We start from the raw sequence: 12,921 nt of genomic DNA on the forward strand, positions 1-12,921 counted from the left end.
TACTTGTACCAGAAATGTGGCTTTCGGATAGTCAGTGTTGACCAAGACTTCTTTTCCACTCATTATGACAAAGAAATCGTAGAAAACAAATTAATTTTAAAGGACATGTTACGGCTTAGGAAGAAACTTTAAATTTATACCCCAAATGAAACGTGACGACTTAACTTGATGTCGTTGCGTTTCTTTTACACCATTTGGAAGGATAAATTTGTTTTTTAAAACTATAAATCATAGTTATCCCAACAAATAAATTTCCTTTAAGAGTATAATATTAGCGGAAGAGTCTGCAGTGCCTCGTGCCAACCAAGCTAACATACGAAATAACTCGTTTTGTTATGCTACTATAAATGAATGACACAAACTGTTATCAGACTGAAAGATATTAAAGGAGACAACTATTTTGATAACACTGAAATCTAAAAGAGAAATAGAAGGAATGCAGCATTCAGGTGCCATTTTGGCAGGTGCTCATTTAATGTTACGCAATAAAATACATGTAGGCATGGATACCTGGGAGATCGAACAATTAGTAGATCAATATATCCAAGCTCACGATGCGGTTGCATCGGAAAAAGGAGTCGATGGCTACCAATACGCTACCTGTATCAGTATCAACGATGAAGTTGCTCACGCCACACCGCGCAAGGGATTAAAACTCAAAAATCACGATGTAGTTAAAGTCGATTTTTGTGTTAGTTGGCACGGTTATCAAAGTGACTCCGCCTGGACATATGTCATCGGCAATTCAACACCAGAGATCGATGAGTTATTAGCAGTAACTCACAAAGCTTTATATCTTGGGATACAACAGGCACAGGTCGGCAATAGAGTCGGTGACATCGGCCATGCCATCGAAGAATACGTTGAAACAAAGCATCATATGGGCGACGTTAGAGAATTGATCGGGCATGGAATTGGTCCATCAGTACACGAAGCTCCGGATATCTATCACTATGGTATGCCACATCAAGGTTTACGCTTGAAAGCCGGTATGGTTATCACGATCGAACCAATGGTCAATGCTGGAGGGGCATGGCAGATCGATACAGAAACTGTGCCAGAAACAGGCTGGGAATACTACGTTTCTGGCGATCGTAGTCTTTCTGCACAGTTTGAACATACTCTGGCAATTACTAATGACGGACCCAAAATTTTGACTTCACAAGACCCATTAGGAGACAAAGAGTATTTGCTTTAATAGCCAACAACAAAATTTAACTAACAAGAAAACCTATATAAGGAGGGTTGAATAATGGCCTTAAAATATAAAAAAGTAGCATTTGAAATTTCCAGACAAATTGCAGATGGAGAATATACAGACAAATTACCTAGTGAGGCAGAATTAGTTGAGAAATACAATACTAGTCGCAACACAATACGAAATGCAATGGATGCGTTATTTGAACAGGGTCTGATCAAGCGTGTTCAAGGAAGTGGCTATTTCGTTAACGTGCCTCTTCATAGCAACGGCTATTTTATGAATATCGCTAGTAAGAATGGACTTGGAAACCTAGGGCAAGCGCCGATCATTAAGTCTAAAGTTCTAACTCTAAAGGTGATCCCTGCTGGAAAAAAAGTAGCTGAACATTTAGAATGTGATCCAGATGACCAAGTTTATTATGTTAGTCGTTTACGTTTTTCTGATCAAGACCTGGTCAGCTTAGAACATGCATATTATTTAAAACAACAAGTTCCCTACCTGAATAAGGAAATATGCGAGGACTCAATTTTCAATTTCATCGTCGAAAATTATGATATCGAGATCACTAATGCCGACGAATACGTGAGCGTATACAGTTTGGAGGAACAAGAAGCACAGGAATCCGGCCAACCGATCGGTACTCCAACTCTGAGGATCGAAGAAATAAATTGCACTAAAAATGAACATCCTTTCAATTATTCTAACGCTTTCTACTTTCAAAAAGGGATGACTGTTTACATGCACATTAACAACTCTTTATCCTAAAAAAAACGATTATTGCTTAAAGCAACCGTTAATGAAGTTTTAACTAATATCTTTAACCTGATAACAAAAATTTATATATACCAATGTATACATTTTCATAAATAATTTCCTTTTTTCGGTTTTTTCACCTTGATTTTCTGTAAAAACTGAAGTAACCTTATCGTTGTATGTTAATCAAATGCAATTGTGTTCATGTTTACATTCTCCAAATGAAGCATGCGACGTAATTTGTCGACAAACAAAGATCGAAACCCTTTAATAATTGGGTTTCTTTTTTTATCCCCACTTTTTTCGCGGGAAACGCATCAAAATAAGCAGCAATTGTTTCACGTGAAACAATTTGTTCCTTATTTGCTTTTTGATCAAGTAAATTGAGAACAAGCAGCTTATTTTGTTATAATATAATTGGATTGGATCAATGGGGTGGTTGGTCCGCCTTAAATATACTGATCCTCAAAGGAGGGATCAAAATGTTAAGACTAGTTGGTCTATTTCTTTTCCTTTTAATTGTTTTGGCTCTGGTTTCGAATATCACTAATGACATACGAGCATATTCGAGATCCACACGCAAAAACAATTTGTCTTTTTTAAATTGGCGCAAAGAAAACATCTATGACGACATTTTCTTGCCGATAAAGTAATTTTCTGTCATGTTAAACTAATCAAGGAGGAAATGACACATGGATAATCCCCGAAGTATAAAGGAATGACCGGTACATTTGTTAAACACAAACGTACCGGTCATTCCATTTTTTATTTTCATTTCCCAATTGGAACCACCACAGGGCTGTGGACAACTGGATCTTCAACGATCAATGAATTTAACCCGAAAATTTCTTTGATCAGACTTTTTTTAATCACATTTCCAGGTGTTCCTTCTTCGATCAACATCCCGTCTTTCAAAGCAAAAAGACGATCTGCATAGCGAGCAGCTAAATTTATATCATGTAAAATAACTACTATCGTCTTGCCAAAACGCTTGTTCAAATCAGCTAACAGATCCAAGATCTCAACTTGATAAGTCATATCCAAAAAAGTCGTCGGTTCATCTAGGAAAATGATATCAGTTTGCTGAGCCAAGGCTAGTGCGATCCAAACTCGCTGCTTTTGCCCACCAGATAACTCACTAACATCCCTTTCAGCCAGATCCGTAATACCGACCATCTCCATGGCTTGTAAAACGGCATCTTCATCTTCTTTATTAAATCTACTAAAAATAGAATGATGTGGAAAGCGCCCCTGGCTGATCAAGTCGATCACTTTTAAGCCTATGGGAGTACTAGATTGTTGTGGCAACACTGCCAGTATTTGTGCCACCTGCTTAGCAGAGTATTTTTTAAGTTGCTTTCCATCCAAACTGACCTTTCCTGCACTAGGAACTAGGAAGCCCGCTAAAACACGTAGTAAAGTAGATTTACCGCAACCATTTGCCCCGATCAAAACACTAATTTTGCCAGATGGGATACACAAAGAAACATTATTTAATATATTCTTATCTGAATATCCGGCATTTATATTCTCACAGTAAAACTCATGCTCTTGCATTCCTTTCACCTCGTTTATTCATTACCATCAATTGCCAAATTAGATAAGGAGCCCCTATCAGCCCAGTCACAACACCAACTGGAAAGCGATAACTAAAGGCAAATTGCCCTATCAGATCTGCGGTCACAACTAGAAGCGCCCCAACAAGCCCAGCGGCTAATACATTATTTCCATTTTCTCCCATGGTCTTAGCCGTCAAAGGTCCAGACAAAAAGCTAACAAATGCGATCGGTCCTGTAACTGCTGTAGCCATAGCTGTCATTAAAATCGTAACACCAAGTAAAACCATTTTGGTCACATTACCATTGACACCTAAAGACAAGGCTAATTCATCACCTAATTTAATGACGCTCAGGTTTTTCCCAAAATAGATGCATATCGGAATAACGACTAAAACTACCATTGCGAACACAGGCAATTGACTTAATGAAACACTATCTAGGCTACCATTTAACCAACGCAAGGCTTCTGGCAGATCTCTTTGATCCCCAGTCACAGTCAGGTAGGAAATTATTGCATTATAAAAGGCTTGTAAACCAATACCGATTATAATGATCCGAGTCGCAGCAATTTCTTTACGCCCTGATAATCCAAATAAAAGAGCTACTGTCAGTAAACCCGCACAAACTGCTACAAGAAAACGAGTACTTTGGCTGGTGTGAAAAATCAAGATACAGACTACAACAGCACAGCTTGACCCGGAACTAATACCTAAAACATCTGGATTAGCTAGTGGGTTTCTCAACATAGTTTGAAAAACATACCCAGCTATTCCAAAAGAAAAACCTGCTAAAACAGCAGTGATCATCCTCGGCAATCTTAAAGTTAAGATCGTAAAAGAAGCTCCTGGAACGAACTTTCCTAACAGTACTTGCACAACCTCAGATATTGAATATATTGTATTGCCATATATGAGTGAGAAAACAACTAAGCCAACTAACAACAAAAACAACGCACTCATTGCAAAAAAACGATATGCTTTCCGTCGATGTTGTCCCGTAAATTTTGCTCGTTCAAAGCGGTCATCATCTATCATTGGCCCTGCACCTTCATTCTTCTGGCTATATAGATCAACAAAGGAGCCCCAAACAATGCTGTGATGATCCCCACACTGATTTCAGCAGAATCACTAACTAACCGTCCAATAATGTCGGCAACCGTTAAGAATAACGCACCCGTCAATGCTGACAACGGGATCACTTTTCTTAAATCTGTTCCAAACAACAACCGTGTGCAATGAGTAGCCAGCAATCCAATAAAAGCGATCGGTCCAGCCAAAGCAGTTGAAGTTGCACACAAAATGATCCCTGCCAGACAAGCACAAACATTAATGATCGTCGCATTGACTCCTAAATTTTTTGCGACTTCATCACCAAGCATCAAGGCATTCAAACCCGGAGCACAACTCAATGCCATAAGAAATCCTATAATAAATATTGGGATAAAGAGCATCGTGCCCTGAGAAGTGGCTGAGCCCAAGCTTCCGACTTGCCAAAAACGGAACTGATCCATCGAGTCTTGTCTAACTAAAATAACGATCGTGACTAAAGAAGAAAACATGATGCTGACTGCTGTCCCAGATAGGATCAGTGTTAACGGGGCAATTTTGTGTTCAATGGCGATGACACCAAAAACGATCACAGCAGCTGCTAATGCTCCGACAAAAGCCAAAACAATATATTGCCATGCCGAACTGATCTTCCAAAAAGCTAGACCACAAACTACCAAGAAAGAGGCACCAGTATTTATTCCCAAGATACTTGGGTCAGCCAAAGGGTTGCGAGTCACCCCCTGCATTAAAGCCCCTGCTATTCCTAAAGCCGCACCACATAAAACCGCAAAGAACGTACGCACGATCCGTTTATAAATGATACTCTCAACAAGATGATCATTTGTTGACTGCATAAATAGAATGGAAGTAACTTCATCAGAAGAGATATTTTTAACACCATAAAATATAGAAGTGATCCCCGCAAAAATTAATAAAACTAATAAAAGCAAAATCAACTTCCACCCAATATAGTTATGAAATTTTATGTGTTCAACTCTCTTCATTGGATCTTGTCAGCTGCCTTCCCCAATAAACTTAAATATTCGTTCAAGGTATAGTCTATCGATAATGGTGTAGGGGTTCCAGCTGCAACGATAGGTGAGTCACTATCAATAAAAGCAACCGACCCGCGTTTAATGGCTGGGATCTTTCCTAAAACCGGATCTTTTTTTAATGCGCGATATAGGTTCTTATCTCCATACCCAACAATGATATCTGTATCATTTAAAACAGATGCTTTTTCGGAACTAAAATCTTTTGAATAGCTATTTTTACTTTTTATTTCCCGGGTTATACTTTTCGGATAATTCAAGCCAAATTCTTTTAACAAAGCTGGTCTTGGATCCGCAGATGTATATATTTGAAATTTAGACAGATCTTTAGCCGAAAAGTCGACCCAGGTTACTGTCTTGCCGTGGAGTTGTGGATGTTTTTTTACACCATCAGTGATTTTCTGTGCTGTTTGTTTAATTAACTTATCTCCCTGTTTTTCCATTCCCATTCCTTTAGAGTCAAGATGGACCTGCTCTTTCCACGAAGTAGTCCAAGGGATTTCGGATAAGCAACAACTGGCGCGATTTTAGATAATGTTTTGTACTCTTCTTTAGTGATACCAGAATAAGCAGCTAAAATAACGTCTGGTTTTGAATCAGCAATAGCTTCAAAATCAAGACCGTCCGTGTCTCGATAAACATTTGGGTCTTTCTCATCGAGTTGCTTGAGTCTCTTCTTAGTCCATGGCAGAAGGCCGCTATTATCTTTAGCACCAAAATTGGCTGCAGAAAAGCCAACAGGAACAACCCCTAGTGCCAAGGAGACATCTTGATTGCCCCACTGTATCGTAGCTACTCTTTTAGGTTTCTGATTAATGACTGTTGTTCCAAATTTATTTTTTATCTTAATTGGATATTGGCTATTGTTATTTTTCTCACTATTTTTGGAGCCATTATCTGATTGTGAATCACTTAAACATCCATTTATAAAAACCACAGTAAGCAGCAACATAAAAAAAGCCCTTAGCAAACGTTTGCACCTTTTCATAGCAATAACCACCTCTTATATTAATACCGGTTTAGCGCCAGCTTCGATTCTCAATTGAGAATCGTTTTCAATTACAATTATTCACAAATTAAAGAGAAATAGCAAGTCTTATTTGCAGAAACAATATTGTTTACAATTTAATTCACATTAAGTTCCATGCTTGACCTGATATGATAGGACCTATATTTAATTTTCACAATAAAAAAATTCAGCACACACGCCTTTTTATCAACGTTTGTGCTGAAATCTTTTTTAACAGTTATTCAATTATTACCTAATATCATCCAAATTTAATCCTAGCGCTTCAGCGACCCTAGTTCCATAATCTGGATCAGCCTGATAAAATTGTTTTGTTTCTAAGATCTTAACATTTTCATCATCAACTACACCAAGATTCTCTTTGATCGTTTTGATCAACCGTTTCTTTTCGTCCTCGCTCATTACATGATACAAATCGCCAGCAGCGGAAAAATTATCAGTTTCATAAGCCTCATAATTTCCTGTTTTACCTTCTAATTGGTCACCATGAATCCTAGCCGAATTATCTTCAGTTGGTCCGTTCTTGCCATTAGGTTCATAGTTGACTTCAGATCCTTGCGCCTCTGACATAAAACCATCACGTTCGTAATTTTTGACTTCATTTAACGGACGATTGACTTTTAGTTGCTCGTAATTTGCACCTAAGCGATAACGAGCAGCGTCTTTATAAGCAAACAGGCGTCCTTGTAATAACTTATCTAGTGAAGGTTCGATCCCGGGTACCAAGTTTGCCGGTGCAAAGGCAGCTTCCTCAACGTCTTCAAAGTAGTTAGTAGGGTTTTCATTCAAAGTAAATTCACCTACTTCGATCAAAGGATAATCTTTGTGGGAAACAACCTTAGTCACGTCAAAAATATCATGTTTATAATGCAAACCTTCTTCATAAGGTAGGATCTGGACGCAAACCTTCCAAGATGGATAGTCCTGCCTTTCGATCGCATCGAATAAATCATGCAACAAATAGTCGGTATCTTCGCCAGCCGCTTTAGTAGCTACTTCATCGGTCATATTCTGAACGCCTTGCTCGCTAATGAAATGATATTTGACCCAGTAAGCAGTGCCATCAACATTGACCCATTTATAAGTATGACTTCCATAGCCGTTCATAGTTCGATAACTAGCAGGGTTTCCACGATCCCCCATCAAATATGTTACTTGGTGACAAGACTCAGGAGAATGCGCCCAAAAATCCCACTGCATATTATTATCACGCAAATGAGTCCTGGGATCGCGTTTTTGCGAATGAATAAAATCTGGAAACTTTAACGGATCTTGGATAAAGAAGATCGGGGTATTGTTCCCAACGATATCGTAGTTTCCCTGTTGTGTATAAAAACGCAAAGCAAAACCACGGACATCACGTAATGTATCAGGATATCCAGCTTCACCCGCTACTTGAGAGAAGCGTATAAAAACAGGAGTTTCTTTACCAGCGCCATTAAACAGATCAGCCATAGTATAGTCACTCATATCTTTCGTTAACTTGAACGTTCCATAAGCTCCCGCACCTTTAGCGTGAACAACTCGTTCCGGGATCCGTTCCCTATTAAAATGAGCAAGCTTTTCTTGCAGCTGATAATCTTGTAATAAGACTGGTCCACGCACGCCAGCCGTTTGTGAATGGTTATTATCAGCCCATGGTTGACCGGAACCAGTGTTCAGTTTGTTATCAGACATTAAAATTCCCCCTTGATCAAAAAACACAGAGCGCAGTGAGACGGGAGAAAACGAGCATCATCGAGCCTTCGCACCATAATGTGGTGAGGAAACTCGATAAGCGGAATTTTCTGTCCCACGTAGCTCGACTACAAAGAGCATCAACAAGCAAAATCAGTACTATCTAGATTCGATTCGACATTAAAGTGCAATTCAAGCAAAGTAATGCCAAACTAAAAGAATGTTTCTCCTACTTGTTGAGGTTCACTAAGCTTTATATGTCTACCTTATCAAACAATCAGTGAAATGTAATTTGAGACGCTCTATGCATATTGTAAGTTGTCATTTTAAAAAGGATATGCTATTTTATTAATGTTAACTTTTTATCGCTTTAGGGTTAACAGTTAGGAGAGTAAATTTGAAAACTAAAGATCTTACATCTATCGCCTTGATGACTGCTCTTTTAGTTATCCTCGGGTTTATACCTGGGATACCATTAGGCATTATTCCTGTACCTATCGTTTTGCAAAATATGGGGGTAATGCTGGTTAGTTTAGTACTTGGCTCCAAACATGGGACATTATCAATTTTCTTATTAATATTACTGGCTGCCGTTGGATTACCAGTACTATCTGGGGGACGTGGTGGTCTGCCGCTTTTGCTAGGGCCAACCGCAGGTTATATGCTTGGCTGGCTTTTAACTCCCTTTTTAACAAATTTCGGGTTATCTTTACTTAAAAAAAACAAAGTTGCCGTTCTTCAACTTATAGTTGTTTGGGTAGCAGGCGTTATATTTGTCGATTTAATTGGTACTATTTGGCTGACTTTCCAAAGTCACATTCCATTTATAACAGCATTAATTTCAAATTTAGCTTTTTTACCAGGCGATACTATTAAACTTGTCCTGGCTTTTACCATGGCAAAAGCACTAAAAGTACAGTCTTTCAGTAAAAATGCACTGCTCTAAAATTTTCTCATTGTTTCACGTGAAACATTTTGGGATAAAGTAAAAGTTCAGGGACGAAGACTATTTGTCATCCCTGAACTTTTATCTTATTCTAAGATGTTCTCTAACAACATATCAACTTGACGATAAGTTTGTTCTTCACTACCGTTGTTATCAACGACAAAATCAGCCCGTTGTCGGCGCTCAGAAGGCGGCATTTGACTAGTGATCCTAGCTTGTGCTTGTTCTTTTGTATAATCATTCCGTTCCATTAAACGTTGGATCTGTGTATCGGGGTCGATGTCTACCACCATGACAAAATCACAATATTTTTCACACTGGCTTTCAAAAAGTAACGGAATTGCCAATACTGCCAAGTCAACGCCCTCTTGTTCAGCTTTTTTTACTTGCGTTAGCATTTCTTCTTTGATCAAAGGATGTAAGATCCCATTAACTAGGTCCCTTTTTTTCTTGTCGTTGAATATCATTTCACCCAAAGCCGCACGGTTTAATGTACCATCTTCATTCACGATGCTCTGACCAAATTCAGAGACCAACTCTAACAGCCCTTTTGCACCTGGACGCACAACCTCACGAGAAACTATATCAGCATCAATGATCACTGCGCCTTGCTCATACAAATAATTGCTAACGGTACTCTTGCCGCTGGCAATACCGCCAGTTAAACCTAAAACATACGTCATAGCAAATCCCTGCCTATTCATCAAAATAATTTTAATCATTACTCATGCTGTTAAATTTATTCTACAAGAAAAAAGCTACAAATGCTAATGGTCTACACACCGCTTTTTATCTAGTAAACTAAAATACTAATTCATTTAATGCCTGAGCTATCCCATCGTCGTCATTAGTCCCCGTTACATAAGAGGCATGCTCTTTAGCAATTACGGAAGAATTTCCCATAGCTACTGCTTGGCCAGCAAAATCAAACATCGGAACATCATTTCGTTCATCTCCAATCGCCACCACTTCATCCGTATTTAAGTCCAACTTCTCTGTCAATTTTGCCAGTCCTGTTCCTTTATTAGCTGAACTATTCATAATTTCCAAAAAGTTGTCTGCTGCGCGAACAACATAATTAGCCGCGCCAAATTCTTCACGGACATCATCTTCCACCCGGTCTAAGTCCTCAGTTTCACCACCGAAGACCCCTTTAACAATTGTAAAATCTTTTGGCATTTCATTTGGTTTTCTGATCAATAAACCCGCATTATTTTCCCATGCTTGAATAACAGTGATCCTATTTAGATTATGATTACTAGTATAGATCTCCCCATTCCTGTCCAGCACGTTGTATCCTAAACCATGTATCCCAGCAAAAGTATCAATCTGTCGGTAAACATCATTACTTAAACCTGTCTCAGTGATCACCGTACCAGAAACAGTTTCAATAACACTACCATTATAAGTAATTGCATATTGTTCATCGCCCATAATGTTTAGCTCGTCTAAAAATGGCCGAACTCCCGGCAAAGGACGGCCAGAACATAAAACAACTTTCACACCCTGTGACAGAGCTTTTTGAAGTACTTTTCTTGTACTTGATAAAATTTTCCCCGCTGAATTTAGTAAGGTATCGTCAATGTCGATCGCAATTAATTTTATAGCCATGTCATACCCCCCTTAACGTTGGCCAGACTTGCACTAAAACTTAATGGTATAAGTATAACAAACACCAAAAAAAAGCGCTCACTCCTTAAAATTCGTGAGCACCTTAAATTTTTTATTCCAAATTTCTGACAGACACACAAAAACCAGCAACCCATGTTAACCTTTCATCACCGCGATAAATTTATTTTTTATTTTACATTATCGGTGATCCGTTATCATGACCTGCTGGCTTGGTTATTTGAAAGGAGTACTTAATCCCATCATTCACCTTTACGCTATTTTCTCTGACCGTGTCTAAAATAGCTTATCTCTTTAAAACTCATGGTATGATGTTGAACCTTGATCATACCTCCGTGGGATCTAACCCCTTTCCAATTCTTATACTACACTATTTTTTTAAAATTGCAAGCGTTTTCTTTAACTTTTTTGCACTTTTTCTCGCATGATTTTATCTCATTTCTATCACGGTCGAAAACAAGCTACAGACAAACATCTTTTCCTTATGTTAAGATAGTTATCGGTGTTTTTTATCGAACGGGATTTAAGAACGTGAAATATATCGCGTGTGTTAGTAAGCACTCAATTATTAAGCTGCACAAATCGAAACCCAATGTGATGATGTCCAGAGACATTGTGATATTGAGTTTTTAATTTTAGTTTAATTACATGGATCGGAAGGCTCAGTCAATTTCGACAATACTTTTCTTCTGTTCAGCTTACTTTATATTACAAATATTTTGAGGGGGCAATATTTTGAAACAACAAACTGGGATGCCGGCCAAGTGGTTATTTGCCGGATCATTCTTAGCAAATACCGGCACAAGTTTTATCTGGCCGCTAACAACGATCTACTTACACGACACATTAGGAAAAACTTTGATCATAGCAGGACTAGTTTTACTTTGTAATTCACTATGTGTCGTACTAGGGAACACAGTTGGTGGTTATTTATACGATCGTTGGTCACATTTTTATACGATCCTTTTAGAAAGTATCATTGTTACCAGTGCAAGTATTTTTCTAATGTTTAACAATGGTTGGCCCGCCTTTCCACTAGGCCTTGTTATGCTGGGCTTTGGCAATGGCTTAAACTTGACTTGCATTAATTCATTTGCCACGACAGTTAAGAATAAACGGACTAGCTACATCTTCAACATCCTATACTTTATGAGCAATCTTGGAATGGTCATAGGTACTTTAATGGTAGGCTATATCCTACCTCTTGGAATTAGCAAAGTTTTTGCAGTATCTTCTACCCTATTTATAATTTTTATGGTCATCGTTATTTTGTTCTATAGAAATCATGAGAGTAGTAAAAATATTAGTCGCAGCGACGCATTACCGAAACCAGATAAATTGACCCCGGACAAACTTTGGCCTTTATTAGCACTGCTGTTTAATATTGTGATCCTATGGATCTTCTATGAACAATGGCAAAGTAATATCGCAACTTTCATGGTAGAAAACAATTTAAATATTAAACATTATAGTTCTGTCTGGACTTTAAATGGGGTCATGATCGTTTTGATCCAGCCAATCATGACTTATTTTGACGAGTGGTTAATGAGTCACCTGCATATGCGTTTGTATGGAGGACTGTCCTTGATCGGTGCTTCTTTTTTGATTTTAATAGTTGCTGGAGATCACTACTTTCTTTTCCTAACAGCGATGGCAATTTTAACTCTTGGTGAAATTTTAGTTAATCCTGCTGCATCTACCTTTGTTAATGATATCAGTCCGGATGGGCAAAAAGGGCGTTTTCAAGGTTCCCTCGCTAGTGCTACATCCTTTGGTCGAGCTTTAGGACCAATAGTTGGTGCTGTTATTATTCAATACATTTCTTACACCACGTTGTTTATATTAGCCACACTTTGTATCTGGCTTGCAGTATTTGGTTTTTCATTAGTAAACAAACATTATGCTCAATAACCATAGATAACACACAGACTTTTGAACCAAAGGGTTTGTGTGTGTGTTTTTATATATGTTAAACAAGCGTTAGCGTAAAGTATTTGTGAGTAGAGCCAAAAAAAGAGAAATAACTCT

Annotated in this window: 12 protein-coding genes; 4 read left to right on the forward strand and 8 right to left on the reverse strand. The window is 38.3% G+C overall.

Features of this window, described 5'->3' with window-relative positions:
- Positions 1 to 400: 400 nt before the first annotated feature.
- Entirely contained in the window at positions 401 to 1,198 is a 798-nt protein-coding gene (gene map, locus AC3XNE_RS03930) for a type I methionyl aminopeptidase (protein WP_489833014.1), read from the forward strand.
- A gap of 54 nt (positions 1,199 to 1,252) precedes the next feature.
- Positions 1,253 to 1,966: a GntR family transcriptional regulator gene (locus AC3XNE_RS03935; protein WP_489833015.1), complete on the forward strand. Its 714-nt coding sequence runs from the start codon at positions 1,253 to 1,255 to the stop codon at positions 1,964 to 1,966.
- A 759-nt stretch (positions 1,967 to 2,725) separates the two neighbouring features.
- Here AC3XNE_RS03935 and AC3XNE_RS03940 read toward each other — a convergent pair.
- The 6 genes from AC3XNE_RS03940 to AC3XNE_RS03965 form a co-directional block, all read right to left on the reverse strand.
- The gene (locus tag AC3XNE_RS03940; protein ID WP_489833016.1) at positions 2,726 to 3,511 is read right to left on the reverse strand and encodes an ABC transporter ATP-binding protein; all 786 of its coding nucleotides are present in this window, start codon (positions 3,509 to 3,511) and stop codon (positions 2,726 to 2,728) included.
- A complete protein-coding gene (locus tag AC3XNE_RS03945) occupies positions 3,498 to 4,547 on the reverse strand; it encodes a FecCD family ABC transporter permease (protein ID WP_489833017.1) in 1,050 nt (349 codons plus the stop codon). Before AC3XNE_RS03945 ends, AC3XNE_RS03940 begins: the two co-directional genes overlap by 14 nt.
- Positions 4,544 to 5,512 (reverse strand): FecCD family ABC transporter permease, encoded by a 969-nt coding sequence (locus AC3XNE_RS03950; protein WP_489833018.1) that lies wholly within the window; start codon positions 5,510 to 5,512, stop codon positions 4,544 to 4,546. Before AC3XNE_RS03950 ends, AC3XNE_RS03945 begins: the two co-directional genes overlap by 4 nt.
- Positions 5,513 to 5,562: 50 nt before the next feature.
- Positions 5,563 to 6,057, reverse strand: a complete 495-nt coding sequence (locus tag AC3XNE_RS03955; protein ID WP_489833019.1) for a TroA family protein — start codon at positions 6,055 to 6,057, stop codon at positions 5,563 to 5,565.
- A complete protein-coding gene (locus AC3XNE_RS03960) occupies positions 6,033 to 6,602 on the reverse strand; it encodes an ABC transporter substrate-binding protein (protein WP_489833020.1) in 570 nt (189 codons plus the stop codon). The genes AC3XNE_RS03955 and AC3XNE_RS03960 overlap by 25 nt, the downstream gene beginning before the upstream one ends.
- A 270-nt stretch (positions 6,603 to 6,872) precedes the next feature.
- Positions 6,873 to 8,318 carry a catalase gene (locus AC3XNE_RS03965; RefSeq protein WP_489833021.1) on the reverse strand — a complete coding sequence of 482 codons (1,446 nt, stop codon included), beginning with the start codon at positions 8,316 to 8,318 and terminating at the stop codon, positions 6,873 to 6,875.
- 397 nt (positions 8,319 to 8,715) lie between these two features.
- Between AC3XNE_RS03965 and AC3XNE_RS03970 the strand changes: the two genes are divergently transcribed.
- Complete coding sequence (locus tag AC3XNE_RS03970) at positions 8,716 to 9,264, forward strand: biotin transporter BioY (RefSeq protein ID WP_489833022.1); 549 nt, start codon at positions 8,716 to 8,718, stop codon at positions 9,262 to 9,264.
- An 86-nt stretch (positions 9,265 to 9,350) separates the two neighbouring features.
- On the opposite strand, the gene coaE is transcribed toward AC3XNE_RS03970, so the two are convergent.
- On the reverse strand, positions 9,351 to 9,986 hold the full coding sequence (coaE, locus tag AC3XNE_RS03975) for a dephospho-CoA kinase (RefSeq protein ID WP_489833023.1): 636 nt from the start codon (positions 9,984 to 9,986) through the stop codon (positions 9,351 to 9,353).
- A gap of 79 nt (positions 9,987 to 10,065) precedes the next feature.
- Positions 10,066 to 10,875 (reverse strand): Cof-type HAD-IIB family hydrolase, encoded by an 810-nt coding sequence (locus tag AC3XNE_RS03980; RefSeq protein ID WP_489833024.1) that lies wholly within the window; start codon positions 10,873 to 10,875, stop codon positions 10,066 to 10,068.
- Positions 10,876 to 11,628: 753 nt separating this feature from the next.
- Here AC3XNE_RS03980 and AC3XNE_RS03985 point away from each other — a divergent pair.
- Positions 11,629 to 12,804, forward strand: a complete 1,176-nt coding sequence (locus tag AC3XNE_RS03985; RefSeq protein WP_489833025.1) for an MDR family MFS transporter — start codon at positions 11,629 to 11,631, stop codon at positions 12,802 to 12,804.
- Positions 12,805 to 12,921: the final 117 nt, after the last annotated feature.

It is taken from the genome of Ligilactobacillus sp. JN-6 (Y).1, assembly GCF_058111525.1.